Source organism: Bacillus salipaludis (genome assembly GCF_030938565.1).
Classification (GTDB): domain Bacteria; phylum Bacillota; class Bacilli; order Bacillales; family Cytobacillaceae; genus Neobacillus; species Neobacillus salipaludis_A.
Map to the genome: position 1 here is coordinate 2,884,854 of NZ_JAVGVR010000001.1, position 25,361 is coordinate 2,910,214.

General features: G+C 38.7%; 28 protein-coding genes and 1 riboswitch. Of the genes, 14 read left to right on the forward strand and 14 right to left on the reverse strand.

What is annotated here, in order from left to right:
• Positions 1-103: 103 nt before the first annotated feature.
• The 4 genes from RCG21_RS14265 to RCG21_RS14280 all read right to left on the reverse strand — a co-directional run bounded on the left by RCG21_RS14265 (position 104) and on the right by RCG21_RS14280 (position 3,060).
• A complete protein-coding gene (locus RCG21_RS14265) occupies positions 104-511 on the reverse strand; it encodes a hypothetical protein (protein ID WP_133333413.1) in 408 nt (135 codons plus the stop codon).
• Positions 512-710: 199 nt separating this feature from the next.
• On the reverse strand, positions 711-860 hold the full coding sequence (locus RCG21_RS14270) for a hypothetical protein (RefSeq protein WP_155925660.1): 150 nt from the start codon (positions 858-860) through the stop codon (positions 711-713).
• Positions 861-1,066: 206 nt separating this feature from the next.
• Positions 1,067-1,813 carry a spore coat transglutaminase TGL gene (tgl, locus tag RCG21_RS14275; RefSeq protein ID WP_133333412.1) on the reverse strand — a complete coding sequence of 249 codons (747 nt, stop codon included), beginning with the start codon at positions 1,811-1,813 and terminating at the stop codon, positions 1,067-1,069.
• A 266-nt stretch (positions 1,814-2,079) separates the two neighbouring features.
• Positions 2,080-3,060, reverse strand: coding sequence for a CgeB family protein (locus tag RCG21_RS14280; protein ID WP_133333411.1), 981 nt, complete (start codon positions 3,058-3,060; stop codon positions 2,080-2,082).
• Between the two features lie 199 nt (positions 3,061-3,259).
• Between RCG21_RS14280 and RCG21_RS14285 the strand changes: the two genes are divergently transcribed.
• Positions 3,260-3,877: a polysaccharide deacetylase family protein gene (locus RCG21_RS14285; RefSeq protein WP_235824752.1), complete on the forward strand. Its 618-nt coding sequence runs from the start codon at positions 3,260-3,262 to the stop codon at positions 3,875-3,877.
• Between the two features lie 84 nt (positions 3,878-3,961).
• Here RCG21_RS14285 and RCG21_RS14290 read toward each other — a convergent pair whose 3' ends face one another.
• The 3 genes from RCG21_RS14290 to RCG21_RS14300 form a co-directional block, all read right to left on the reverse strand.
• Positions 3,962-4,180 carry a hypothetical protein gene (locus tag RCG21_RS14290; protein WP_133333409.1) on the reverse strand — a complete coding sequence of 73 codons (219 nt, stop codon included), beginning with the start codon at positions 4,178-4,180 and terminating at the stop codon, positions 3,962-3,964.
• 179 nt (positions 4,181-4,359) lie between these two features.
• Positions 4,360-5,430: a glycosyltransferase gene (locus RCG21_RS14295; protein ID WP_133333408.1), complete on the reverse strand. Its 1,071-nt coding sequence runs from the start codon at positions 5,428-5,430 to the stop codon at positions 4,360-4,362.
• Positions 5,431-5,487: 57 nt separating this feature from the next.
• Positions 5,488-5,895 carry a hypothetical protein gene (locus RCG21_RS14300; RefSeq protein WP_208025324.1) on the reverse strand — a complete coding sequence of 136 codons (408 nt, stop codon included), beginning with the start codon at positions 5,893-5,895 and terminating at the stop codon, positions 5,488-5,490.
• Between the two features lie 333 nt (positions 5,896-6,228).
• Here RCG21_RS14300 and RCG21_RS14305 point away from each other — a divergent pair, with 333 nt between their 5' ends.
• From RCG21_RS14305 to RCG21_RS14315, 3 genes are all read left to right on the forward strand, one after another.
• The gene (locus tag RCG21_RS14305) at positions 6,229-6,471 is read left to right on the forward strand and encodes a glutaredoxin family protein (protein WP_133333407.1); all 243 of its coding nucleotides are present in this window, start codon (positions 6,229-6,231) and stop codon (positions 6,469-6,471) included.
• 268 nt (positions 6,472-6,739) lie between these two features.
• Positions 6,740-7,666: a LipP1 family hormone-sensitive lipase gene (lipP1, locus tag RCG21_RS14310; RefSeq protein WP_133333406.1), complete on the forward strand. Its 927-nt coding sequence runs from the start codon at positions 6,740-6,742 to the stop codon at positions 7,664-7,666.
• Positions 7,667-7,787: 121 nt separating this feature from the next.
• Positions 7,788-9,161: an MATE family efflux transporter gene (locus RCG21_RS14315; protein WP_133333405.1), complete on the forward strand. Its 1,374-nt coding sequence runs from the start codon at positions 7,788-7,790 to the stop codon at positions 9,159-9,161.
• Between the two features lie 36 nt (positions 9,162-9,197).
• Here the strand turns inward: RCG21_RS14315 and RCG21_RS14320 are convergent, their stop codons facing one another.
• From RCG21_RS14320 to RCG21_RS14330, 3 genes are all read right to left on the reverse strand, one after another.
• Entirely contained in the window at positions 9,198-10,097 is a 900-nt protein-coding gene (locus RCG21_RS14320) for a DMT family transporter (RefSeq protein ID WP_372512659.1), read from the reverse strand.
• A gap of 120 nt (positions 10,098-10,217) precedes the next feature.
• A complete protein-coding gene (locus tag RCG21_RS14325) occupies positions 10,218-10,955 on the reverse strand; it encodes a metallophosphoesterase family protein (RefSeq protein WP_308913292.1) in 738 nt (245 codons plus the stop codon).
• A 308-nt stretch (positions 10,956-11,263) separates the two neighbouring features.
• On the reverse strand, positions 11,264-11,551 hold the full coding sequence (locus RCG21_RS14330; protein WP_133333403.1) for a DUF2642 domain-containing protein: 288 nt from the start codon (positions 11,549-11,551) through the stop codon (positions 11,264-11,266).
• A gap of 244 nt (positions 11,552-11,795) precedes the next feature.
• Between RCG21_RS14330 and chrA the strand changes: the two genes are divergently transcribed.
• Positions 11,796-12,986, forward strand: coding sequence for a chromate efflux transporter (chrA, locus tag RCG21_RS14335; protein WP_133333402.1), 1,191 nt, complete (start codon positions 11,796-11,798; stop codon positions 12,984-12,986).
• A 101-nt stretch (positions 12,987-13,087) separates the two neighbouring features.
• Here the strand turns inward: chrA and RCG21_RS14340 are convergent, their stop codons facing one another.
• Positions 13,088-14,005 carry an MBL fold metallo-hydrolase gene (locus tag RCG21_RS14340; RefSeq protein ID WP_133333401.1) on the reverse strand — a complete coding sequence of 306 codons (918 nt, stop codon included), beginning with the start codon at positions 14,003-14,005 and terminating at the stop codon, positions 13,088-13,090.
• A gap of 151 nt (positions 14,006-14,156) precedes the next feature.
• Positions 14,157-15,236, reverse strand: a complete 1,080-nt coding sequence (locus tag RCG21_RS14345) for an AbrB family transcriptional regulator (protein WP_133333757.1) — start codon at positions 15,234-15,236, stop codon at positions 14,157-14,159.
• Between the two features lie 220 nt (positions 15,237-15,456).
• On the opposite strand from RCG21_RS14345, the gene RCG21_RS14350 reads away from it, so the two are divergent.
• The 4 genes from RCG21_RS14350 to queE all read left to right on the forward strand — a co-directional run bounded on the left by RCG21_RS14350 (position 15,457) and on the right by queE (position 18,784).
• Positions 15,457-16,671, forward strand: a complete 1,215-nt coding sequence (locus RCG21_RS14350; RefSeq protein ID WP_308913293.1) for an ATP-binding protein — start codon at positions 15,457-15,459, stop codon at positions 16,669-16,671.
• Between the two features lie 153 nt (positions 16,672-16,824).
• Positions 16,825-16,868, forward strand: a riboswitch (PreQ1 riboswitch).
• A gap of 54 nt (positions 16,869-16,922) precedes the next feature.
• Complete coding sequence (queC, locus tag RCG21_RS14355; protein ID WP_133333399.1) at positions 16,923-17,582, forward strand: 7-cyano-7-deazaguanine synthase QueC; 660 nt, start codon at positions 16,923-16,925, stop codon at positions 17,580-17,582.
• A 4-nt stretch (positions 17,583-17,586) separates the two neighbouring features.
• Positions 17,587-18,069, forward strand: coding sequence for a 6-carboxytetrahydropterin synthase QueD (gene queD / locus RCG21_RS14360; protein ID WP_308913294.1), 483 nt, complete (start codon positions 17,587-17,589; stop codon positions 18,067-18,069).
• Positions 18,032-18,784 (forward strand): 7-carboxy-7-deazaguanine synthase QueE, encoded by a 753-nt coding sequence (gene queE, locus RCG21_RS14365; protein ID WP_372512661.1) that lies wholly within the window; start codon positions 18,032-18,034, stop codon positions 18,782-18,784. Before queD ends, queE begins: the two co-directional genes overlap by 38 nt.
• Before the next feature lie 70 nt (positions 18,785-18,854).
• On the opposite strand, the gene RCG21_RS14370 is transcribed toward queE, so the two are convergent.
• Positions 18,855-19,556 (reverse strand): polysaccharide deacetylase family protein, encoded by a 702-nt coding sequence (locus RCG21_RS14370; protein ID WP_133333396.1) that lies wholly within the window; start codon positions 19,554-19,556, stop codon positions 18,855-18,857.
• A gap of 475 nt (positions 19,557-20,031) precedes the next feature.
• Here RCG21_RS14370 and RCG21_RS14375 point away from each other — a divergent pair, with 475 nt between their 5' ends.
• The 5 genes from RCG21_RS14375 to RCG21_RS14395 all read left to right on the forward strand — a co-directional run bounded on the left by RCG21_RS14375 (position 20,032) and on the right by RCG21_RS14395 (position 24,089).
• Complete coding sequence (locus RCG21_RS14375; RefSeq protein ID WP_308913296.1) at positions 20,032-20,226, forward strand: Fur-regulated basic protein FbpA; 195 nt, start codon at positions 20,032-20,034, stop codon at positions 20,224-20,226.
• Positions 20,227-20,558: 332 nt separating this feature from the next.
• The gene (locus RCG21_RS14380; protein WP_133333394.1) at positions 20,559-20,852 is read left to right on the forward strand and encodes a hypothetical protein; all 294 of its coding nucleotides are present in this window, start codon (positions 20,559-20,561) and stop codon (positions 20,850-20,852) included.
• A 132-nt stretch (positions 20,853-20,984) separates the two neighbouring features.
• On the forward strand, positions 20,985-22,634 hold the full coding sequence (locus tag RCG21_RS14385; RefSeq protein ID WP_308913297.1) for an AAA family ATPase: 1,650 nt from the start codon (positions 20,985-20,987) through the stop codon (positions 22,632-22,634).
• A 218-nt stretch (positions 22,635-22,852) separates the two neighbouring features.
• Positions 22,853-23,035, forward strand: coding sequence for a hypothetical protein (locus RCG21_RS14390; protein ID WP_133333392.1), 183 nt, complete (start codon positions 22,853-22,855; stop codon positions 23,033-23,035).
• A gap of 133 nt (positions 23,036-23,168) precedes the next feature.
• Positions 23,169-24,089 (forward strand): thermonuclease family protein, encoded by a 921-nt coding sequence (locus tag RCG21_RS14395; protein ID WP_133333391.1) that lies wholly within the window; start codon positions 23,169-23,171, stop codon positions 24,087-24,089.
• Positions 24,090-24,707: 618 nt separating this feature from the next.
• Here the strand turns inward: RCG21_RS14395 and RCG21_RS14400 are convergent.
• The gene (locus RCG21_RS14400) at positions 24,708-25,223 is read right to left on the reverse strand and encodes a J domain-containing protein (RefSeq protein WP_308913298.1); all 516 of its coding nucleotides are present in this window, start codon (positions 25,221-25,223) and stop codon (positions 24,708-24,710) included.
• Positions 25,224-25,361: the final 138 nt, after the last annotated feature.

The following is a 25,361-nucleotide window of genomic DNA, read 5'->3' on the forward strand; positions in this document are numbered from 1 at the left end:
CCTGGAAAATAATAAATGATTTATACTACGATTTAAGTGGCAGCTTCATGCTGAGCCTTTCTTAAAAGGAAAAACCTTGATTTCTCAAGGTTTAGTTATGAAATCATTTCTTTTTTGAAATCTTATCCGACTGTAGGATGTATTCAATTAACATTTTATTGTCTTCTTTATACTCAATTAATTGGGCTTTTAATTCTGCTAATTCATTGGAAAGTTTTTCAAGTTGTGAAGTGATTACACTAAGTTCGGTTTTATCTAGGCTTGAAGCTGAATCATCTTGCTTCGATTTACTCGTATCATTGACTGAATTAGCAACTGCATCATTTGTAAACAAACTGCTAGCTACCTTCATTAGCGAATTCATTGTATTTGGATTTTGCATTAAGCTCCCAGCCAAATTTATTAAGGCATCATTGTTACTGTTCGGTTGTAAAGTATTATTAAATAAGCCCCCTAGATCAAGATTGTCTCCCAATATAGATTTGTTTTTTTTGTTTTGATTTTCACTCATTATTTTGTCACCCTTTTCTAAATAGTACTTACAAGGTTTGAAGTGAATCCTGAAAGTATTTATCAATTAAAAGAAAATAAAGTACTTGGAATCCTCTTATTTCTAACATTAAAAGGAACTTAGAAGATTATTTAAAGTAATCTTCTAAGTTCTCATGCATATACCTTAAAACTATCGTGAGTAACCGGTGAGAATTCGATTAGCATTGTGCAGCAATTGCATTAAATGCACCTGCAAATGAACTTGTGTCAACTCCTAAAATTCCACCGACGAATAGTGCAAGAGCTAATAAAATGATTACAAGTAGTACTCCTAAGCAAACAAGAAGATTGGAAAGTGGTGATGTCATTAATGATTCCCCCTTTCTCGAAATGAAGGTATTGTAAGCGGCCCTTACGAAAATATACTCTGCTAAAATGATGGACAAGCATGGACGAACGTCACAATTTTAGAAAAATAGGTTGTCCATTTATTAAAAATAGTCAGTAGCCAGGGAGTTGGTGAAAAATAAGTAGGGAATGGCCACCTAAAGCTGGCCATTCCTGTGTTATGAGATTAATTTTGTAATGTTAATAAAAATAGTGACCGATAAACAGGCCGTGTAATCTGTCTCATAAGATAAGCGGATTCCTCAGGATCCGGCTTTCTTTTTGTGTTTAAAAATTTAATAATTGTGCTGGCATTTCGAATTCCGACACCATGGCCATAATACTTGTCATCACCAAAATAAATCACGTTTTCAGCACGCCAGTGGGGCTGCTTTGGATCGAAATCCGGATTATTGAAGTGGAGAACATCACCAGGGATAAAGTCATCTCCGTCCTTTGGAAAGACGGGGAGGTCTTCATCAAATTGCCAATCGAATAAATATAACCTTTTAAAATAAAGATTAAATAACTCCGGTCCAATCGTATAGAGGGTGGCAATATAGAGTACGATTGCGATCGCAGTTGAGCACTCAAATGCATAAAGTTTCCCATTTTTTAAAATATCAAGGATTGCAGTGGAAGGGGCTGTGCCGCCCCTTAACAAGAACCCTCCGTTTGGCAATCGCTGCCAATACTTTTTATTTGGAAAAGCATAGGTGAAAGTGGTAAACTTTACGCCACTTTTATTAAGCTGTGTCGCTGCTTTCATGGTATTTTCTCTAAACTGCAGCTCAAATTTCAATTCATCCATTGATTGATACTCGTAGGTCACCCCTAGTGCAGCCATTTGTTTCACAATGTTCTTTTGTTCCTTATCCGTAATCAACTTGTTAAGTGCCTCAGACTTAACAATCTGCCCATTTATCATTATCATAAAACAACCACCTCCTCACACATCAATCCCTTCCTAAAACATATGAAACTAAATTGGGATTCGTGCATATATGTGAATGAATTAACAAGGTGCCTGTCACCCAAGAAAGACAAATCGCGAAAAATGTCCACCTGATGTGGACATTTTCTAGGACCTGCCTCTATGAATATTTTTGTCCTTATGGAGTGGACAAAATTGATGATTTATCCACGGGTGGTGTCTGTCACCGAAAATGGTCACCGTAAATGACGCCTTCATTGTCATCCTCATTTTATAATGTACTCATTTTTGAGAGTTTTGATGGCTTGTTTAGCGCGGTTCTTATAAGAGTGTGGGGAGACAGTTTTAAGGGCGTTTTCGCTGATGGCCTTACATTCTTCCGGGTGTTTTAAATAGTGTCGGACTAATTCAAGTGTTTGTTCTGGACTTGAAGATACAATCAGGTCTTCTCCCGGGGTAAATAATTCTCTGACACCATCGGTATCCGAGGTGAGAAAAAATCCTCCGGATGCCAAAATTTCATAAGTTCTTTGCGTTACCTGTGATTTATAGTTTTGTGGCCCAATAATAATTTGGGCAGAATTATACACCTTATAAGCGTCCTTATATGGTAAATATCCATGAATCCAATCCTTTGGAATACTTACCCCAAGAATATCACCCATTTTATCCCAATCCTTCCCCCAGAAGTCAATCCGAATATTTTCTTCCAATAACGGTTTGATGAGGGTTGTAAGTGATTGGTTTCGAAAGTGTTGAGGGGATTGTTTCAATACTTCAGGGTAAGCATTTGCGACAACAGCAATCGAATATTTAGTATCATATTTGGAATTAGGATAATGGATGCTAGGTTCGTAGCCAAAATCTAAATGCCCAGCGCGAATTCCTAGTTTTCTATAAAAGTTTACTAGTGGCTCACTTAGTGTAAACACAAAGTCCGGTTTCATTCGTAAAATAAGAGGTAAGGAAAAATCCAGTGTAAAATGGGGATCCTCCACCGCCCAGTAAATATGGGGGATACCGGAAGCCTTTATTTGTTTCGCGATCAAATCCTGCTTCCAAACATTATCATTTTCCTCTCCCCATCCTTCAGAAAAAATAAGATCCGGTTTAAAGCGTGAGATTAATTTAGGAATGGTATTCTCACTTATTTTTCCAGAAACCAATACTTTATGCCCCGCTTCTTTAAAACCATTTGCCAACCCATACATTAATAATTCATTACTATCTATAAATAGAATTCTCAAGTCCGTTACACCGCCTTATTTTTCTATCATTATATGTATCTTGGACAAACAGGGGACGGCATTAGTGGAAAGTTTTAAGGAATGGGTGAAATCCACCAAACAAATTCTAACAGTTAACATATAGTAATCATGACGAAGGTGGAAACGATGCGGTTCAACCTTCCATTTTCATCAACTCTAAAAAGAGGAGGGAAATATAATCGAACAAACAAATAAAAAACGATATGTCGCATTAACATTTGATGATGGGCCATCGGAATACACTCCTCATATACTACGAATCCTAAAATATTACGGAGTAAAAGCAACCTTTTTTATTATTGGAAAGAATGTTACACAAGGTCAGCAGAAAATCCTAAAACAATTGATCTCGAATGGAAATGTCCTGGGTAACCATACTTGGAACCACCCGAATATTACGAAACTAAGCCATGAGAAGTTAACCAAAGAAATTGAAAGCACAAATCAAGTAATTAAAAAAATCACGAAGCAGGAAGTACAAATCTTCCGGCCTCCTTATGGCGAGATCACTGAAGAGAATGAAGGAACCGTCTTGGAATTAGGACTAATTCCCGTTCTTTGGGATTTAGATACATTGGATTGGAATCTTTCCATAAAGGAGCCAATTGAGGAGCGTGTATCAAGGCAAATTCAGCGGGATCATATTATACTGATGCACGATGGGGGTGGTCGAAGAGAAAAGACAGTCGAAGCACTGCCGAAAATCATCGAATATCTCAAAAAACAAAATTACGAATTTTTGACCATACCAGAATATTTTAGAGAGGTTTTTCATTTAGAACTTGGTTCTCCCTAAAAGTATTAAATATCCTTTTACAAAAAAATGGCTAAGAGTGTCACCTCCAGCCATTTTTCCTTTTAACTCTCCTGAATTTTCCAATTAGGAAAAAGCAAGATAAATGATATACACAAGAATTACTGTAATTGCGATGATGTAGGTTAAAAAAACAGGATTAAGCAATATAGGATGTCTTTGAATATTTTCGTGTATTTCTTCATCAAATTCACTATTACTAGCGCTGAAAGCTTTACCCCTTTTAAAGGTATAAATTAACCCAACAACCATGATTATTGCTATAATCGCTAAAATATATATCAAAAGAATCCCACCTTTCATCTTATTTTTTGAATAAAGGTTTTTTTTATTCCATTAAAAAAAATTTATGAGGGCATTCGGTATCTTAACAAGACGGGATGGAAGGAGGGTTTGAAGGGTAATTTATATAAAAAGTACACTGATTTCAACGTGTACTTCGCATTGTTTAAAAATAAAATAGTTTATTTTTTTATAAAATTTTTCAAAATGGTTTCATTTTTTAAAATTAAATCGTGCTCCGGATTGAAAGTTTTTGCCATTTCAATATGCTCTAAAGCCTTTTGATAATCTCCTAAGTGGGAATAGCAAACGCTAAGTTGAAGATGGGGAATCCAGGAAGAGCAGGCATGATTGGTAATTCCGCCCGTATCTATGGCTGGTAATTGAGTAGCGAATTGAAACCAATGGACTGCTATTTCAGGGCGACTGAGTTGTAAAAAGAAAAATCCTAACCGACAGCAGGATTCGGCCCGTGGGGGGCCAAATTTTAATTCGTATAAAGCACTATGAATGGCGTTGTCCATTTTCCCTAATGCGGCATAGCATTCAGCAATCCGGCCATGTGCTTGAATAACATCCTCAATCCAGCATTTTCCCGATTGTAAAAATTTTTGATAATTTTGAATGGCTCTTTCGTACTGTTGATGATCATAGAGTTCATTCGCAAAATAGTACAAGTCTCTTGGAGAAAAGAGTGCACCATTTTTTTGCCGCTGTTCGTAAATTCTCAGGTTTCGATCACTGTTGCTATGTTCCCTTTTATGCGTGATAGCGATCTCGCTGTGAAGCATATTTCCGTGGACTTCAAGATATTCATGAACAGCACCCTGCCATTTAAATTGGTTTTCCCTTTTCACCATCCTGACCTGCCTTAGACTCACAAGAACATTGCCTGATTCGTCAAAGCCGGCAAGACATTTCATGGTAACAGCATCAATGGTGGGTGATATGGATTTTTTTAATTGCTCGAGTTTTTCTGAGTCTGCCTTACTTAGAACATCGTCGGCATCAAGGGTAAAAATATAATCCATGTGAGCGTGAGAAAAAGCATGATTGCGTGCTGCAGAAAAATCATCAATCCACTGAAAATGATAGATTTTTGCCCCAAACTTTTTGGCAATCTCTATCGTCTGGTCATTTGAACCTGTATCGACAAGTATAATCTCATCGACAATATTTTTAACAGAATTCAAACAGCGGCTAAGTGTTTTTTCTTCATTTTTGACAATCATACATAAGCTTATAGAAACCATATGGTCACCTCCAAAAATCTACCTGCATCTTGTAAAAAGAATGCAGGCAGATTCATCCTAGTTTTCTGGATCAATATACTTGTTATATAAGGACCTTACCCATTGAATGGAATCCACTGATCCGTTCGCATCAGCTGGTGCTGTCCCTCCAGTAGTGCCAGTAGTACCAGTAGTGCCTGTTGTACCAGTAATTCCTGTAAGCCCAGTCATACCTGTAATACCAGTTAACCCAGTAAGCCCAGTAAGTCCAGTTAACCCAGTTAGACCAGTTAACCCAGTTAGTCCAGTTAATCCAGTTAGACCAGTTAATCCAGTTAGTCCAGTTAGACCAGTTAATCCAGTTAGTCCTGTAACACCAGTTAAACCGCCAGGACCTTGCATACCTCCTAATTTATTAGGTGGAAGAGGTTTTGGATGCTTGCGGTTTCGATGTTTCGGACCACGTTTTGGTGGCTTTGGTGGCAAATTCGTCACCTCCAAGAAGTTGATTAATATAAACTATTAAATTATCAGACAAGTTGTTCTAGGTAAAATATCATTAAGAATAAATTTTTGTTTAATTTTCCTCGTAACAGCTTGCCTCCTAAATCCATGATATTAAACTCCACATTGATTGGTGTTGGATTTTACCTGATTCCGACAAAATATGCGATTGTCATAAGAGGACAAAAGATAAGGTGACAGGCACCGTTCGTGGACAAATAGGTGATTTTGTACGTGTGGGGTGGACAATGGCTGGTGTATTTATATCTATTATTTAAAAACTGATATAATCTTAAAAAAGGGGAGAAAAGTTAAATGAACAAACAAGTCATCGTCTATACAACCAATGATTGTATTGAATGCACTATGGTTAAACAGGTTCTGACTCAAGAAGGAATTCCTTTTGAAACTAGGGATATCTCAACCAATGCAAAATTCCAAGAAGAAGTGGAGAAATATGGCTTTCTTGGTGTTCCAGTAACTGTCGTTGGAAATCGGGCAGTTAAAGGCTTCACTAATGATTTGAAGGAATTAATTGAGATTGCAAAAGGGATGTAAAAAGCGCCGGCAGGGCGCTTTTTTTATAAAAAAATAAAGCCTTGCAGCGGCACTATTTTTATCAGAATAAATTCGCAAATAAACATTCATTTTTAAAAATTCTTTACAAAAAGTGATCCAAATCAGAATGCTCTCCGTTAGCTTTTTGAAAACACACAAAAGGGGGAGATGATTTCATCAAAAATCTATTTCAGAAAAGGTTTACGCACAGGACAGCACGAATATATTTTTATAGTGGTTTTTATTTTGAAATGGGAGGTTGGTAGGAATGGTTTTGAATCCGAAAATGAAGTATTTTATCGAAAACTTATTACCAAAATACCCTGAGGGATATACGCCGACACTTGAAGATATCCGTGCCCGCGTCAGTACAGTTCCGCCTGGAAGTGTTGAAGAGGTTCATGATGTCTACGACCGCACCATACCTGGGCCCGAAAATGACATTCCGATTCGAATTTACACACCGGAAGGAGATGGACCATTTCCGATTGTTGTTTATTTCCATGGTGGAGGCTTTGTGTACGGTGGCTTGGAAAGTCATGATGCCGTTTGCCGCAGCATTGTGAAAACATCGCAGCATCTTCTTGTTTCGGTTGATTACCGCTTAGCTCCGGAAAACCCATTCCCGGCCGCACCAAATGATTGCTTCACTGCAGCCAAATGGGTATATCAAAACGCTGTCGAATTGAATGGCGACCCCACTAAACTATCAGTAGCAGGCGACAGTGCTGGAGGAAATTTAGCAACGGTCGTTGCCCTGATGGCAAAAGAACAAGATGGTCTAGAAATTACAAAACAAGTGTTGCTTTATCCTGTCGTCGACCATTACCAGCCTGAAAAATACGCCTCCTACATAGAAAACGGCAGCGGTTATTTTTTAACCACCGATGCAATGGCCTTATTCAGCAAGCTTTATGTTCAATCAGAGGAATACGCGGAGGATTACCATGCTGCACCGATTACAGCCCCGGATCTGAGCGGTTTGCCGCCTGCGTTCATTATTACCGCCGAGTTTGATCCGCTTAGGGATGAAGGGGAGATGTACGGGGCAAAGCTCCGAGAAACTGGGGTATCGGCAATGGTCCGAAGGGAAAAAGGACTTGTCCATGGCTTTTTTAATCTCTTCAGCCTAATCGATTCGAAGGAAGACATCTCAGACACCTATGAAGCGATTGGAGAATTTTTAAATAAATAATGGGTTAAAAATCGTCCTTTACGATCAGGGCGATTTTTTTACTTCTTTTTCCACCAACAAACGATAAAATAATCATGCATTACCTAGTTTTAGGCAAGAGCACTTAGTTAGGGGTACAATCATGAAGCAAACTTTTACTTTAACGGAAAAAACAAAGCAAATTATTATTCTATTGGTTCCAATCTTAATTACTCAGCTTGGAATGTTTTCCATGGTGTTCTTTAATACGATTATGTCTGGAAAATATAGTCCGTCCGATCTTGCCGGGGTAGCCATTGGTTCCTCGATATGGAATCCAATTTTTACAGGGTTAAGCAGTATCCTGCTTGCTGTCTCGCCGATTGCAGCTCAAAGATATGGTGAAAGGAAAAATAAAGAGGTAGCCTCGAGTGTGAAACACGGTATTTATCTATCCCTAATAATAGGTGTGCTAGTCCTAATTCTTGGTTCCATTTTTTTAGATATCATTCTCGATCAAATGAATTTGCAGCAGAGTGTTCGGAAACCCGCCTTTGAGTATTTGGTGGGATTAAGTTATGGAATTATTCCTCTTTTTCTTTTTAATGTATTACGGTCGTTTATTTATGCATTAGGGAAAACACGTGTTGTAATGGTGATTCTACTAATATCTCTACCTGTCAATTTCTTTTTAAATTATGTGCTGATTTTTGGGTATTGGGGATTCCCAGAGCTTGGGGGAGGTGGGGCCGGTTATGCAACCTCGATTACGTATTGGTTTATTGCTGCAATGACGGTGTTTATTGTTAAAATGCAGGAGCCATTTTCAACTTATCAAGTGTTTAACCATTTAAAAGAATTCTCTTGGTCTGAATGCAGGGAGATTTTAAAAATCGGCGTTCCGATGGGGCTGTCTACCTTTTTTGAGACGAGTATGTTTGCGGTCGTAACGATTCTGTTAAGTAAGTTCAGCGTTACTACGATCGCTGCCTACCAATCTGCGTTAAACATTGTCTCGTTCCTTTATATGATTCCAATCAGTATTTCTATGGCGCAAACCGTATTAGTAGGTTTCGAGGTTGGCTCGGGCCGCAATAAAGATGCGAAGGACTACAGTTGGTTAGGAGTTTTTTTAGCTGTCTTAATGGCACTGGTTACAGGGCTATTGGTTGTAACTTTCCGCTATGATGTTGCTGGATTTTATTCGAATGAACGGGCTGTCATTAATTTAACCGCTCATTTTCTTGTTTATGCCTTATTTTTCCAAATGAGTGATGCCATACAGGCAACGGCACAGGCAGCGCTAAGAGGCTACAAAGATGTGAATCTTGCATTTATTATGACCTTAATTGCTTACTGGCTCATTTGTCTTCCGGTCGGGTATGGATTGGCGAATTTTACTGGGATGGGAGCGGCTGGTTATTGGATTGGCTTAACAGTAGGGCTTCTTTCGGCGGGAATTGCGTTATCACTTCGTTTGATTTATATCCAAAGGCACAAATTTGCGAGTGTCCCGGTTCGTGAAAAGTTAGTATAAAACAAAAAAGCGGTGAAATTGGTTCACCGCTTTTTACTATGCAGCTTCCTTCTGTTCGATTGGTCTCTGTCTTTGCTGTTGAATCAAGAAACAAAACACACCGAACAGAACAAGAGCCCCGCCAAAAATCTGCCAGCCAGCAAGAGTTTCTCCTAAAAATAACATGGATAAGGCAGTGGCTCCGACAGGCTCTCCTAAGATGCTCATTGAAATGGTGGTTGCATTGACATAGTTTAATAGCCAGTTGAAAATTACATTAGCTAGATTTGGTATAACAGCTAGTAAAACAAAGATTCCCCATTCACGTGCACCGTAGCCGCCAAGCGGGATTCCCGATACAAGGTTGTAAAATGCTAAAAAAATCGCGGCGATCCCAAAAACTGAAAAGCTATAAATCCAGTGGGAGACCTTTTTAACGACTCTTTGTCCGATTAAAAGGTACATAACAACCGCAATTACACTTAGAAATGAGAGGAAGTCACCGGTTATCGCTTTTTGACTTAAGGCGAAGTCTCCCCAGCCCACCATGATGGCTCCAATTACGGCGATTCCCATCATTAATATTCTTGAGAGGGTGGTTCTTTCTTTAAAAAGAAAAAAGCCGCCAATTAATGCAATAATCGGTTGTAATGCAAGGATAATCGTCGAACTGGCGACGGTAGTCAACTTTAAGGACCCAAACCAAAGCGCATAATGCAGGGCTAAAAATAAACCTGAAAAAATTAGAAAATACCATTCTGTTCTTGCTATTTTGCCAAAGTCGCCCCGCTTCCGCCAAGCAAACGGTGCAAGCAACAAACAAGCAAGACCCATCCGATACATGCTTAAAATCGTTGCGGGTGCATGGGACCATTTTACGAAAATAGCGGAAAACGAAATGGCGACAATGGAAAATACTAATGGAAAAACGATGGATCTAGAGTTGGACTGTTTCACTTTTATCCCCTTATCTATCTTATTTATTAGAAACTCGTTCATTAAGAAACAATTATAGAACGTTATACGTTATTCTTCAATAATATTTCAAGTAAAAAAGAGGAGGAAAGACCCTCCTTGTTATAAATTTTTCAAATGCTGGTTCCCATGAAAGACTTTTAAAATGTAATCAGCGTCGGGGATATTTAGTCTTTTGTAGCCAAGTAAAAATTCTTCATTATCATACGGAACTTCTTTAAAACAAACGTTTGTTGCACCACTTTCCGCTATTGTAAGAATCGCGTAGGGGGCATATGGCTTATGATTGCAGCCTAGCGCACCAGGATTTAGATAGAGTCGATTCTTTGTCTTAAAATGATGGATGACATGATGGTGTCCAAAACAAACGATAGCTGCTGTCGAGTTTTGATAAAATTCATCCAGTTTTTTATCGGTGGGTTCCTTATCAACCGATAAAAATTTCTTTTGTTCTTGTAGATGATAGTGAACAAAAAGCATTTCTTTTTCATGGTAATTGGCTTTTAGAGTGGTTGGAATTTCTTTTAGGAAAGAGATATATTTTGGATCTAGTCGTGTTGCCAGCCATTGATGATGCTTTTTTTCAGCCCCTCTGCTATAAACTTCTCTTCCTGCGATGATATCGAGTATGGCTTCATCGTGATTCCCCTTGACAAAGGAAATATCGCTTCTTGAGACAAGCAGCTCCAGAACCTCATTGGTTTCATAACCAATACCAACTAAATCCCCTAAACAGTAAATATGCTCAATTTGAGGATCGCAGTCAATATCATCCAGCACCGCCTTTAAAGCAGACTGGTTCCCGTGTATATCCGTGATAATAGCAATTTTCTTATCCATAATCATACACTCCAACTTTTAAAGATAAACCTATTCTAACCCAAAATGGTGACAGGCACCATCGGTGGACAAAACAGTGAAAATGTTCGTGTGGGATGGACACTAAATTGAGGATTCCCAAATTTCTTCGAGGGATGGGGGAAATACCCTAATGCAAAGTCGTCGATTATTTAGCACAAAACTGAGGTTGATAAAGGGATTGTCGGGATTAATCGGGGTAATGGAAGGGGGATAGGGCAAAAGAAAAAAGAGCTTCAAAGTCATTCCAAGCTCTTTTTTCTGTCTATTTAGATAGGTAATTTTAAACGTTAATTACTCTCATGATGGTGTTCATGTTCATCATCGTGTTCCAATTGCGCTTCCATTGGATTAAAGCCAAATGGACCCCGTGGAATCATTTCCACTCGATAAATGGCAACAATTGCCTCAATTCGAATGGTCAAATCCGTCGGAACCCCTCTACCCCTGCTATGCAAGATTACCACATCAGAACCTACAGTTTTTAAGCGGCCATTAAAACTCCCTTGAAGAGTAACAACCTCAACCTCTCTCTTTAATAGTTCATGGGCAATTTGATGAAAATTTAAATCAGTCATATCATCAACCTCCTCCTTTCCCCTCTACAGTAAATGCAGATACACAAAAAATGTGTATGAGTAAAGTGGTTAGTGGATTCTATTGATTTCGACAATATTCGGGCGGTGACAGGCACCGCCCGAAAATTCTTGTTTTTCAATCGAATGTTGCACAAAAACTAAAAAGGTTGAAATGTTAATGGGGAATGATGTAAAAATGAATTAATGGATATTGGTTGATGGATAAATATTATGGGGGGGAATTATGAGTCCAGTTAGAAAAAATACGGTACGGTTATTGGTAGAGGTTTTTGGGGTTGCTTTAAAACTTGGGTTGACTTCGTTTGGTGGTCCGATTGCTCATTTGGGTTATTTTCATGAGGAATATGTTCGAAAGAGAAAATGGCTGGATGAACGCAGTTACGTTGATCTTGTGGCGCTTTGCCAGTTCCTCCCCGGTCCTGCAAGCAGTCAGGTAGGGATTGGGATTGGGATGATGAGAGGGGGGATTTTAGGAGGATTTGCCGCTTTTCTCGGTTTTACCCTTCCATCAGTTATTGTACTTATAATTTTTGCTTTTCTCCTAAATGGATTAAATGTTAATGAAGCTGGATGGGTACATGGCTTGAAAATTGTTGCAGTTGTCGTAGTCGCTCAAGCAATCATCGGCATGGCGAGGACACTTACACCAGACCTTAAGCGAAAAGCATTAGCTTTAGGAGCTTTAATTGTTAGCTTGCTTATTCCGGCAACCTTTACACAGGTTGGAATTATTATCATTTCCGCAATAATCGGGTTCCTATTTTTCAAACATTCAGACAAACAAGTGGACATAGCCATTCCTGTGCCCGTTTCCCGAACGCTGGCCTTAGTATGCCTAACATTTTTTTTCGGATTATTATTCCTTTTACCCATACTTCGAGATGTCACAGCATCTCATACAATAGCACTTTTTGATAGCTTTTACCGTTCAGGAGCGCTGGTTTTTGGCGGAGGACATGTGGTCCTGCCTTTATTAGAAAAAGAATTTGTTCCACAGGGCTGGATTTCGAAGGAAAGCTTTCTAGCCGGTTACGGTGCAGCACAGGCAGTGCCTGGACCGCTTTTCACGTTCGCTGCCTATTTAGGTGCAGTCATGAATGGCTGGAAGGGGGCACTCTTAGCGACAGGGGCCATCTTTTTGCCAGCATTTTTATTAGTAATGGGGACGCTGCCGTTTTGGGATATACTTCGCCGAAACCCGAAATTGAAAGGGGCCATGCTAGCTGTAAATGGGGCGGTAGTGGGGATTCTAATTGCTGCCTTTTATACCCCAATTTGGACAAGTGCGATTCAATCGGCAAAAGACTTTGCACTCGGATCCATTTTATTCAGTCTCCTCATCATTATGAAATTGCCTCCGTGGGTGATTGTACTAGCGGGTATGACGGGAGGAATGATTTTTTCACTGTTTTAGTAGGGAAGACAGTTGGTTTCCGTTTAGGTAATCCATATTAATGTTATGTAAACTAAATTAAAATAAATCAGGGCGCACCGAAGGGTCGCCCTGTACTCTTTTCAAGAATCAAAAATGGTTTCCCCAATTAATAAAACTCGTAACAGTTCCTGTGGTAGCTCTCTTTTTTCCCATTCCTTCAACAACCTCTCTAACGCTTCAGGTCCAGTGTCATCTGCTAAACGATACGCTCCGTAATGCATCGGAATGAATCTTTTCGCGTTTAACTCCATAAAAGCTTTAACACTATCCTCGGGTGAGATATGAGAAACAGCCATAAACCATTCTGGTTCGTAAGCGCCAATCGGCATCAGTACCGTATCAATCTCAAATTTTCCGCCTATTTCCTTAAATCCTCGAAAGTAACCAGAATCCCCGACAAAATAATGCGATTCCTGTTCCTGTTGAAATATCCAGCCGCCCCAATGAGATGTATTGATATCGGAAAGAGTCCTTCGCGTCCAATGCTGGGCTGGAACAAAATGAAATGTCAGTCCCTGGTACTCAGTACTTTCCCACCATCTCATTTCCTTCACACGTTGAAAGCCCTTTTTGGAAAAAATTTCTCCTAATCCAATGGGAACGAAATAGTGCGGATTGCCCTTTAATTTTCTTAAAGTAGGAAAATCCAAATGATCATAATGGCCATGGGAAATGACGACGATATCAATATCCGGCATATCTTTTAAAGAGATACCAGGCTCCGTTAACCGCTTTTGAAAACCCATCCGTTTCGCCCAAACTGGATCTGTTAGGATATTCACTCCATTCATTTGGATTAAAAATGTTGAATGGCCAATCCAAGTGAAGGAGGTCTTACTGTGATTTTCCTTGAGTTCGTTTATTTTCTTAGTTGGGGATTGCTGGATTTGAACGGTTAGATCCTTTACTTTGCTTCGCCTTTCCTTCATCCACTTTCTCATATCGTTAAAGGACTTTTTGTTTTGCACATCATCCAAATTACTATATCTTTTTTTCATAAAATCCCCCGCAAAAAAACGCTTATTTTTCATCATTATAGCAAACATCTTTTAAACATTAGAATTTTTAAGGCTGTGTAATTTATCGTAATAATATTATGTAAACCAAACTTGTTTTTTAAAGGTGCCATAGTCTCTATGACACCAAATCTTACGAAGTACGGGCCGTTTTTCGCATGCTCATTTTAAAAAACAGGCGTAAAAGCGGTGGAACCGCAAAATAGATAAAAAACAACCGAAATAATTGGAATCCAGTAACCATTGATAAATCAGCCTGAACCTCATGGGCAAGGATTCCCATTTGATCCATCCCGCCAGGAGCTACGCTTAAAAAGCTAGTCGATGCTGTAATATGTTCCTGAAAAACGAGCAGTAGGCTTAGGCCCAACGAACCTAAAATCATTACCATCCCGCTTATTAATGCGAGGGTAATCACTCTGGCCTTATGCTGAAGTTTTTCCGGCTTTAACAATAAGCCGATGTAACCGCCAATCATAAATTGAGATAGGTCCAAAATCGATGCAGGCAGTGCAGGACCATGCAGGCCGGAAATATTGACAATTGCTGTTCCTAAAATTGGTCCCAGTAAAAAGGGAGTAGGGAACTTAAGTTTTTTGGCGAGAAATGCACAAATGACACAAAGGATTGCAAGCCAAACAATCGATGTATTGGCAGTTTGGACAGTATGAATCAATGCCCCAGTTGAGCTAGCAGATGTACTCCGAAAAAACGGTCCGAAAATTAGAAACGGCACAAAGAAGATAATCATCATGAGCCTAGCAACCTGCAGGAATGTGACCGTTGTAATGTCAATACCCTTTACTTCTTCGGCAAAGATAATCATTTGTGACAGTCCGCCGGGAATACTTCCTGTCAAAACCGTTGGATAGTCAACACCAGTTAATTTTGAAACGACAAAAGCAATGCCGGCGCAAAATGCAACAAGTAAAACGGTCATTAGCAGCATGGTGGGCAATTGTTTCAAAATCTGAAGAAGCGTACTTTTAGTAAACGATAAACCGATGGAATAACCAACAATAATCAAACCAGCGTTGCGAACCCCACTAGGCCAATACAATTGAGTTTTTCCAAATCGAGCACCAATAAATATAGAAACCATCGGCCCGAGCAGCCAAGGAATTGGTGTATGGATAATAGAGAATAAGATGCCACCGATCATGGCTATTACTAGTGAAACGGAAAAACGAACCCTTTTGTAATTTTTATTCATATTCAAATAAAACCCTTCAATCTATTTTAAAAATCAGACAAGATAGTACCATGATATCATAGGAGCTTTGTTTCATATTTAAAAAAGCTCTAGCTCGGGAATATTCATGAGAAAGGCCTAGGTCGGCTTTGAAGAAAAATAGAAGTTTTATAAATACTGGAATTTTGTTAGAATAATAACAGCTTTTGAAAATTTTTTACACTAAAAAAGGTGTGTATGCATGAAGCAGTTTTACAATTTAATTACTCAAAAATTTTACTATCTATTTACCTCCATCATCATTTTCCTTATGATCATGGGATTATTCGTTGCGAACCCACAGTACCATCACTTTGGGGCGGGGATGATCCTACATATATGCCTTGTTGCAGTATTATCCATATGTTTACTTTTATATCCAAAACATGAAACACATCTTTTTCGAATCGTCATTATTTTGATATGTGCGGCATATTTTTACACGCTGTTCTTTTTATATAGTGAAACGTGGTCAACATTTATCTTTTTATGTTTCATTCCGGCAATCTCCATATTGTTTTTTGATTCAAAGCTTTTTTATTTTTCGTTAGTCTTAAACAGTATACTTATTTTCCTGCTTTTTGGCTTTTTTTCATTAAATAAGCAAACATCATTTTATACTTATATTAAAATGGATTTACTTGGAAATCTGATGAATTTTATTGCCAGTCAAGTAATGTTATTTTTTATTTTTTATTTAGCTTCTGCTCGGATTAAAAAACAGCAAATGTATTATGAACAAATCCAGCAGACAGAGCGCTTGAAGACAACGGGACAGTTAGCTGCTGCGGTTGCGCATGAAATAAGGAATCCACTTACGGTCGTGAAAGGGTTTTTGCAATTATTTGAAAAGGATGCATCTCTAAGTGAGGGTTTTAAAAAGAATTTTTCTCTTATGATTGATGAAATTAATACGGCAGAACACGTCATTTCTCAGTTTTTAACGATAGCGAAACCGGATAAGGATAAAAGGATGGAAACAGTGGATGTTGCCGTGGTTCTTCAAAGCGTGACAGATTTACTCAAATCATATGGTCTCCTGCACGATAATCATATTGAGTTAAAGGTGGTAGAAGATTGTTTGATTGCAGTAAATGTCATTGAGCTTAAACAACTGGTGATAAACCTCATTAAAAATGCAATTGAAGCTTCAAAAGTGGGAGATACTGTCCATGTAAAGACCGAAAAAGTAAAAAATGAAGTCGAAATCCAAATCACCGATGATGGAAACGGAATGTCAGAAGAAGTTATCAAATCACTCGGCACCCCCTTTTATTCACTAAAAAGCAAGGGCACAGGTCTAGGACTAATGATCTGCTACAACATCGTCGAAAAATACAACGGAACCATTCAGTTTATAAGCTCCATCGACAAAGGAACAACCGTCGTCGTCCGCTTTCCATATCATCATATTTAGATTGCCTGTGGACCATTTTGTGGAACAAGAAAAATTGGGTGGTGCCTGTCACCGCCCGGTTTTTGTCGAATTCAAAATTTCGGGTAGTGACAGCCAACGTAAAAAATAGTAATATAATTTGGTGACTAATAATATATACAAATCCGTATATCTGCGGTAGAGGTTCTAGCACCCCTCTTTAAAAAAACTAAGGAAAACGGGTCTGCTTTCTTTAGTGGGTCTGTTTTTTTATTTAAAGGAGAGAGTTTAACGTGAAAAAAGATAAAGCAGTTGTTGTTTTTAGCGGCGGCCAGGATAGTACGACATGTTTATTCTGGGCATTAGAGCGTTTTGAAGAAGTAATTGCCGTAACGTTTAATTATAATCAACGGCACAAGTTGGAAATTGAATGTGCCCAAAATATTGCGAATGAACTTGGTGTGAAACATCATATTTTAGATATGTCATTATTAAACCAGCTGGCTCCCAACGCATTAACGAGGGATGATATTGAAGTGAAAGAGGGCGAAGATGGGGGACTGCCGAATACATTTGTTCCAGGTCGGAACCTTTTATTTATGTCCTTTGCCGGTGTGCTAGCGAGTCAAGTAGGAGCAAAACATATTGTAACCGGTGTATGTGAGACAGATTTCAGCGGTTACCCGGATTGCCGTGATGTGTTTATTAAATCATTGAATGTTACCTTAAACCTGTCTATGGATCAACAATTTGTGATTCATACTCCCTTAATGTGGATCGATAAAGCGGAAACATGGCAGCTGGCAGATGAACTTGGTGCTTTAGAGTTTGTCAGAGAAAAAACTTTAACTTGTTATAACGGTATTATCGCAGATGGCTGCGGTGAATGCCCGGCATGTAAGTTACGAAAAAACGGACTAGATCAATATTTAAGCACACGAAAGGAGTTATAATCACATGTATGGTTTTCGAATCGTGGATAAACTCCAAAAAATCAACGAAGATATCCAGCCAAATCAATTAAAATATCATTCTAAAAGAGTCCTCGTCAGCAAGGAATTTACCTTTGATGCGGCGCATCATCTCCATAACTATGAAGGGAAATGCAAAAATCTTCATGGTCATACGTATAAGGTGATTTTTGGATTGAGCGGATTTGTCGATGAACGTGGTCTCATGATTGATTTTGGTGATATTAAAGAGATTTGGAAAAATGAGATCGAAATTTTTCTAGACCACCGCTATTTAAATGAAACGCTTCCACCGATGAATACTACCGCGGAAAACATGGTTGTCTGGATTTATGAAAAAATGGCTGAGGCTCTTTTAAAGGAAGAAAGACAGCAAAGGTATCAAGGTGCAAGAGTCGAGTTTGTGCGTCTTTTTGAAACGCCGACAAGCTATGCGGAAGCAAGACGGGAGTGGATGGAACTTGACTAAACTACCCATAATGGAAATTTTCGGACCAACGATTCAAGGCGAGGGAGCCGTAATTGGCCAAAAAACGATGTTTGTCAGAACGGCCGGATGCGATTATTCCTGCAGCTGGTGTGACTCTGCCTTTACCTGGGACGGTTCTGGAAAAAGTGATATTCGGATGATAGAAGCAGAGGAAGTTTGGCAGGAGCTAAAGGAAATTGGCGGTGATCGTTTTTCATTTGTTACGATCTCAGGGGGAAACCCGGCGCTACTTAAAAACTTGGATTCATTGATTAAGATTTTTAAAGAAAATGAGATTAAAATAGGCCTCGAAACGCAAGGCAGCAAGTGGCAGGATTGGTTCTTGGAGATTGATGAACTAACGATTTCTCCAAAACCACCAAGTTCGAAAATGGTAACAGACTTTTCAGTACTAGACCAGATCATTGAGAATTTGAAGGAATCCTCCCATAATGTAAGTCTCAAAGTTGTGATTTTCGATAATCGTGATTATGAATATGCCAAAAATATTCACCAACGCTACCCCTATGTACCATTCTTCTTGTCGGTAGGTAATGATGATATCAACACCTCTGACAATCAAGCACTAATAATGCATCTACTAAAAAAATATGAGCTCCTCGTTGATAAAGTCATGCAAGATTCAGACCTTAACAACGTAAAAGTTCTACCCCAATTACACACCTTGCTGTGGGGGAATAAACGAGGAGTATAGATTCGTATGGAACATTCTGTGAAACAAGAAAAATCGGGTGGTGCCTGGCACCGCCCGATTTTTGTCGAATTTAAAATCGGTTTTGTAGTTCATTTACTGTTACAAATTTATATCCTTTTTCTGTTAATTCTTTTAGGATCCCCTCAATGGTTTTTTGTTCGTTTCCAGTCTGGTCGTACATGGGATGGAGGAGTATGATGGAACCTGGTTTGATATTCTGTTTTACATAGTTCACCTTATCCTTAATAGAGGTATAATAGGTGTCCGGTTCTAGGTTCCATGTGATGGTATCCCTATGATGCTTGTTCAAATAAAAGGGGAGTCCGACAAGTTTTTTTCCATTTGGCGGACGAACATCGATTTCTCCCTTATATCCAACTTTGCGAATCAACTTATCCGTTTGTACAATTTCTCTCTTAATATAATTAGGGCTTTTAAAAATCATCCTTTTATGTGAATAGGTGTGATTGCCGATTTGATGTCCGGCTGCTGCAATTTTGCGTCCCTCATCTGGATGCTGATGTAATTCATTGCCAATGAGGAAAAAGGTTGCTTTAGCATGGTACTGATCGAGAAGGGTCAATATATTGTCCACGTTCCTTGTAGGACCATCATCAAAGGTAAGAGCTACCACCTTTTTATTGGTTTTAACATGGTCCGTAATACCACCAAATAACTGGTAAGTCCGTGAATTCATTAATTTGTATGTACCCAATAAAGTTAAAAAAAGTGCAAGCAAGATAACTGAAGATAAAAGTATTCTTTTCTTCATTACATCCTCCTATAATGGCCCGTTCTTTCTACAGTATAACAAACTGGTTAAAACTACTTTCTTCTTCACACATACTTTCCAACACATATTAAAAATAATCCAATTAGGTTTGAACAAGCGGTAATGGGGAATATAGAATAGGGGACCGAGCTAAGATAAATCCTAATGTTACTGAAAATTTATTTTTCTTACTTATATTATAAGAATTTAACAATTTCATTAAGTGTGTGTCCATCTGGCAGGTATCGACAATTCCCTTTCCAATAAGCCCTTATAATGGCCAATGGGAAAGGAGTTGATTTTCTTTCATCAAATATTATTTCATTATGATTTATTCCTACAAACGCTTTTTGACAGGATTTTTTCTACCTCTTTACTAATTATGGTCCAAAAACTAATAGTTACAGCTAAATCATTTCGAATTCTATAAAGTAAACCACCGAAAAAACCAGTTAATAATTAGGAGGTTTAACAAATGAAAATATTACTTCGAAAAGCAGGACAGGAAAAACGGCAATTCCTGATTGACGAACTACTTAAGTTTGGAATTTACAAGAAAAATAATAAACATCTATATGAATGGAATTTATGTGAACTTGAAAAAGAATACCACTATATAGTTACGAATGATTTGGCTGAAAAGAGGAAGAACAATCTTGTAATGGGATAGTGCGTAAGAAAGCTCCAATCCTATAGTGGGTTTGGAGCTTTCCTAGTTTATACGAAGGTTCCTTGGAGCATTGCTCAAAAAAATATCCGACCACTCGGGCCGGATCCACAAAAAATATATTAAAAGGGAGAAAAATGAATAAGAAGCTTGTTCATTTTATGTTTTCATTTTACTTTCTAAAGATGAACAAATTATGAAAAAAGGATGAAAGATATTTTAAAAGGTGCAGTTTTTTTCTAATTATTAGTCTGAAAATTTTAATTATTTAACCGATTATCTCATCACCTGTCCTATGCCGACCGCATATTTTGGAGTAAAGGTGGTGATAAAACATGTCGTTTACACTTTCAGATTGGCTGCTTTATACTTTGTGGGGCGTCTTTGGACTCATGATCATTGATTTTCTTATCGGATTTTTCCAATCCTTCTGGAAAGGTTCCTTCACTCCTTCCATTGTATTAAATTATTTAAAAGATATTATCTACCTCGTACTGCCATTAAATATCCTTATCTCATTGTTCCCGATTGACCCAAGCGGCTGGATCCTCGTGACCTTCTATTTCATTGGCGGACTCGGAGTAATCCTCAAATATTTAATGGACATCAAAGGAAAATTCACCAAGTAGTTGTGAAACAAATTCTGTGAAACAAGAAAAATCGGGTGGTGCCTGGCACTACCCGATTTTTCTCGACTCTAGGCAACTTATAAGTAAATTGCTCATAGAATATTCTAAATCTTCTGTAAAGGATATGAGACCATGAGGAATTATCGGTGGATTAAGTGGCGTAAAATTATCCTCTGGGCCGCAGCCCTCGTCCTGATCACGGTGTTGATTTGGAGTGGAGGGCCAACAGCCTGGAATATTGCAATTAGTATTCTTAGTTTATTGCTGCAGTTGCTGTTTGCAATGCTATTTATGATCATCCAATTTGTTGCGCTCTTTTGGTTCTTGGCCCGAGGGCGTACGTATTGGATTCTGCCAGGAGAGACAGGTTCAACTTGGGACGATTATCGAGGAAACCCGGAAATTGTAGAAAATGCAAAGAGAATTGTTACCTTGCTTAAAGGTGTTAAAGAGTTCAAGGAAATGGGCGGTGAGGCAATCCGAGGGTTGCTGTTATGTGGACCACCCGGAACAGGCAAGTCGTACTTGGCTCAAGTCATTGCCAACGAAGCACAGGTTCCTTTTGCCTATGCATCAGCGCCAAGCTTTCAAAATATGTTCTTTGGTGTTGGCAATCTAAAAGTGATGGGATTATATCGAAAAGCTAGGAAGCTTTCAAAGGTGTATGGGGCTTGCATCATTTTTATTGACGAAATTGACGCAATCGGTATGAGCCGTCAGACTGGTGGGGCCGGAGGAGGTATAATGGGAGGACTCATGGGTATGGGCGGTTCCGGTCTTCTCAATGAGCTGCTTTTGCAAATGGATCCACCAAATATTGACAACTCAAAAATAGCGAAGCTCCTTCGTTCACTCGGTCTTCGCCGCAAGAAAGCAGATCGTCCCGCAGTATTAACCATTGGAGCCACCAATCTACCCGACGTACTTGATCAAGCGCTCCTTCGCCCCGGCCGTTTCGACCGCAAGCTTTGGGTTGATTCCCCAGATTTTGATGGCCGTGTCGACGTCTTCGATTACTATCTTCAAAAAGTAAAAAAAGATCCAACCATTACTGCCGAAAAGGCAGCACTTGACACCATTGGTTACAGTCCCGCCCAAATAAAACATATCGTGAATGAGTCTGTTGTCATCGCACACCAGCGTGGTGCCCAGTTAGCAAGCTATGAGGATTTCCGGGCAGCGATGGAGACATATGAGTGGGGACTAAAACAGCCGCTCCGATCCATGAGCGAGGACGAAAAACGAAATGTTGCATACCATGAGGCTGGTCATGCGGTTGCACAATATCTTTTGAAGGCACACGAACGTGTGTGGAAAGTGACAATCATCCGCCGAGGCGGGGCACTGGGCCTCGCTGCAACTAAACCAACACATGAACGCTATAATCGAAGTGATGATGAAATTCTTGCAGAAATCCAAGTCTGTCTCGCGGCTAGGGCAGCTGAAGAAGAGTTTCTTGGAAAAAAATTAAACGGTGTTACCTCGGATTTGCAGCAGGCAACTTTGTTAGCCGGTGCTTACCTAGGTGCAGTGGGCATGGGTGACGAGTTGTTTAGCTGGCTCGCTTTAGGATCTCAGGCTGAGGGACTAAAGGCGCTTCGGTCAAAGATTAATGAATTGCTGAAAGCCCAGATGCTTGAGGTGAAAAAGTTAGTTCGCGAACACGCTGACTTCGTCCATTTGATTGCAGCGGAACTGCTGAAACAAGGCGATTTAACCGGTGAAGAAATTGAACAAATTTATATTAACATATATGGGCATAGCCGTCCGCAGCCGGCATAATGTAAATGCTCTTATTTAAATTATATAAAAACACCTTCGCTAAAGAAATTAGATTAGCGAAGGGGTCTTCATTTTTACTACACATTATTTGGTCCTAGAAAAGTGTCTTCCAAAGGAATTTGAAGGGAAAATTCATCAAAAGGATAAGATTGTGCCCTTTAGCCACACGTATAAAATATTTTGTTTAACAAAAACTACGTATGAAAAGGGGTGTTACTATGGCGAAAAAGGAAAAATTTTCTCCTCAGGAATTCCAAAACGAAACAGAAGGCAATGTTATCGATCAAACCCGTCAATCAGATAAAAGTAATATTGAACTAAATGATATCAAGTCAGAGACGGTTATTATTGGCGGCGGAGATCCTAATCTATCTCCCGATGCTGGTAAACCACTAATATAAGGGAAAAACAACCGAGATTGGTTGTTTTTTCTTTTGCAGACATAAACAATCCCTTTACATTAGAAATGTTTCTCACTATGATTAACTTTGGAAATATAATAGAAAGATTTCATAGTTTTAGGGGGAATTTATTTTGAAAAAAGGGAAATTAATAGCTTCATTGTCTTTGACAGTTTCGCTTATATTCGCTGGCTTCGCCAGCGCTAATACAACCTTGGCAAAAACAACAAGCCCCAAACTTGTTCCTGCAACCGTTTCAAAGAATATTGATGGGGATACCATCCAAGTAAAATATAATGGGAAAAATGAAACGGTTCGGATGTTATTGATTGATACACCGGAAGATGTCGATCCTCGTAAACCGGTAGAACCATACGGCTATACAGCAGCCAAATACGCAAAAAGTAAGCTTCCGGTTGGAAAACACATCTATCTGCAGCTCGGTAAAAAGGGATATGAACGTGATAAATATCATCGCTTATTAGCCTATGTCTACATCACAAAAACAGATTTATACAACAAAGATGTCGTGAAAAAAGGATACGCCAGAGTCGCCTATGTCTATAAACCAAATACCGACCATCTTTCTGAATTGCAAAGTGCCCAATCCTATGCAAAATCTAAAAAATTAGGGATTTGGAGCATTTCAGGATATGTAACGTCAAATGGATACAGTCTCAGCAAATCATGTTCTTATGCCAGAAGCAATGGATACTCAACAAACGGCTGTGGAATCACCGGTACAAAAACAACCAATAGCAGTTCCAAAGGAACCACTTCCAGTTCAACAAAAGTTACAGGTACAACATTAACTGTTAAACATGGTCAACAGGCGTCCATAACAATCAAAACGAAACCGGGTGCAAAAGGTACCATCCAAGTGATTTACAGCTCTGGTCCAAGTAAAGCATCAGGGTTAACAGCAAAAACAGCAAACAGCGGCGGCTACATCACCTGGTCATGGCGGGTAGGAACCAGCACAAAACCTGGAAGCTATCCTGTGATTATGAAAGCAAATGGCTCCACTATCAAGAAAACGTTAATCGTCCGATAAAGACAAGCCCGGCTTAGGGCTTGTTTTTTTTCAAAAAAATATCCGGCAATCGCCGGATCCATAAAAAATATATTAAAAGGGGGGTTTGGAAAGCTAGTTTCCGTTCCATAGATATAGTTTACCCCCGAAAAATGAACAAACTATGAACAAACTTTTAAGGTTCGTGTAATTTAAAAGGCTATACTATTTCTGTAAGTTCGGATACATGGACAAGTAAAATATTGAACCTATAACTTTCATCTTGGATTTCGCAAAAGTCGGAGGAATATTGATGGTAAAGGATATAATTCTTTCCTTGATACATGACACGTTTATTTTTCAAAATGAACAACACCTTTCAAAAAAATTATTCGGTTAACATTACACAATATGTAGAAATTCCATCGAATATGACAAATTTCAACCAACTCTTTAACTGAACATCGTCATAATTTGTAATTAAGTAACCTTAAGGAAAAAAGGTGCAAACGGTCGTCATCATGACAATTCTAAAAAGCATCACCATCATGATTACCCCTTCCAATATAGAAGACTTTTATAAAAATAGAATAGAGCATTTTTGTTAAGGTGTTATTATTTTATTGTAAATTTATGATTAAAATAGTGCCTCCTTAGAACTTACCTTAATTTATTATAGTGTTCATAAAATATTTTGAAAAGCTGCTCATCGCCGCCACGATCGGGATGAAGGCATTTGAGTAATTTTTTAAATTCCTTTTTTAACAAGGAAGGATCGGCGCTCTCATCTAATCCAAATATGGTGTTAAATGTAAGTGGGGGAGCAGCAGTAAGAGCATATTCTGCTTGTAACATTTTTTTTAGAGAACGAACCTTAGCTTGTTCAATGCGAACAGAGCTTTTTAATTGCTCAATATCCTCCTTTAATTTTTGGTTTTCCTTAAACGTTTTTTCCCAATGTTGAAAATCGACTCCATACCTCTTCGTTTTCTCCTCGATTTTCTTTTCAATAATAAATGATGCTAAATCACTGGGATTGACCAAGTAATCGATCTTTAAATTTTTGGCCCTTCTTGCCGTTATTTTTCCCTCAAGAATCCACTGAATAACGGTTAATTCACTATCGGTAATACCTTCCTCTTTTAGGTGTACTGTCACTTCTTTTACATTTAACATAAGATCACTCATCAATCGTTTTCAGATTTTACACGCTAATTTTAATGTATCATACTGAAAACATTACATGTTTACTAAATTATTTAATTTTTATTAAAATAATTTGTCAAAAGTCTTACCGTAATAGAGACATTTTGA

Excerpts from the sequence above, each read along its gene's own strand:
- RCG21_RS14265 (WP_133333413.1), bottom strand. The coding sequence starts at position 511 with ATGAGTGAAAATCAAAACAAAAAAAACAAATCTATATTGGGAGACAAT.
- RCG21_RS14270 (WP_155925660.1), bottom strand. The coding sequence starts at position 860 with ATGACATCACCACTTTCCAATCTTCTTGTTTGCTTAGGAGTACTACTT.
- tgl (WP_133333412.1), bottom strand. The coding sequence starts at position 1,813 with ATGATAATGATAAATGGGCAGATTGTTAAGTCTGAGGCACTTAACAAG.
- RCG21_RS14295 (WP_133333408.1), bottom strand. The coding sequence starts at position 5,430 with ATGGTTTCTATAAGCTTATGTATGATTGTCAAAAATGAAGAAAAAACA.
- RCG21_RS14305 (WP_133333407.1), top strand. The coding sequence starts at position 6,229 with ATGAACAAACAAGTCATCGTCTATACAACCAATGATTGTATTGAATGC.
- lipP1 (WP_133333406.1), top strand. The coding sequence starts at position 6,740 with ATGGTTTTGAATCCGAAAATGAAGTATTTTATCGAAAACTTATTACCA.
- RCG21_RS14315 (WP_133333405.1), top strand. The coding sequence starts at position 7,788 with ATGAAGCAAACTTTTACTTTAACGGAAAAAACAAAGCAAATTATTATT.
- RCG21_RS14325 (WP_308913292.1), bottom strand. The coding sequence starts at position 10,955 with ATGGATAAGAAAATTGCTATTATCACGGATATACACGGGAACCAGTCT.
- RCG21_RS14330 (WP_133333403.1), bottom strand. The coding sequence starts at position 11,551 with ATGACTGATTTAAATTTTCATCAAATTGCCCATGAACTATTAAAGAGA.
- chrA (WP_133333402.1), top strand. The coding sequence starts at position 11,796 with ATGAGTCCAGTTAGAAAAAATACGGTACGGTTATTGGTAGAGGTTTTT.
- RCG21_RS14340 (WP_133333401.1), bottom strand. The coding sequence starts at position 14,005 with ATGAAAAAAAGATATAGTAATTTGGATGATGTGCAAAACAAAAAGTCC.
- RCG21_RS14345 (WP_133333757.1), bottom strand. The coding sequence starts at position 15,236 with ATGAATAAAAATTACAAAAGGGTTCGTTTTTCCGTTTCACTAGTAATA.
- RCG21_RS14350 (WP_308913293.1), top strand. The coding sequence starts at position 15,457 with ATGAAGCAGTTTTACAATTTAATTACTCAAAAATTTTACTATCTATTT.
- queD (WP_308913294.1), top strand. The coding sequence starts at position 17,587 with ATGTATGGTTTTCGAATCGTGGATAAACTCCAAAAAATCAACGAAGAT.
- queE (WP_372512661.1), top strand. The coding sequence starts at position 18,032 with ATGCGGAAGCAAGACGGGAGTGGATGGAACTTGACTAAACTACCCATA.
- RCG21_RS14370 (WP_133333396.1), bottom strand. The coding sequence starts at position 19,556 with ATGAAGAAAAGAATACTTTTATCTTCAGTTATCTTGCTTGCACTTTTT.
- RCG21_RS14375 (WP_308913296.1), top strand. The coding sequence starts at position 20,032 with ATGAAAATATTACTTCGAAAAGCAGGACAGGAAAAACGGCAATTCCTG.
- RCG21_RS14380 (WP_133333394.1), top strand. The coding sequence starts at position 20,559 with ATGTCGTTTACACTTTCAGATTGGCTGCTTTATACTTTGTGGGGCGTC.
- RCG21_RS14385 (WP_308913297.1), top strand. The coding sequence starts at position 20,985 with ATGAGGAATTATCGGTGGATTAAGTGGCGTAAAATTATCCTCTGGGCC.
- RCG21_RS14390 (WP_133333392.1), top strand. The coding sequence starts at position 22,853 with ATGGCGAAAAAGGAAAAATTTTCTCCTCAGGAATTCCAAAACGAAACA.
- RCG21_RS14400 (WP_308913298.1), bottom strand. The coding sequence starts at position 25,223 with ATGTTAAATGTAAAAGAAGTGACAGTACACCTAAAAGAGGAAGGTATT.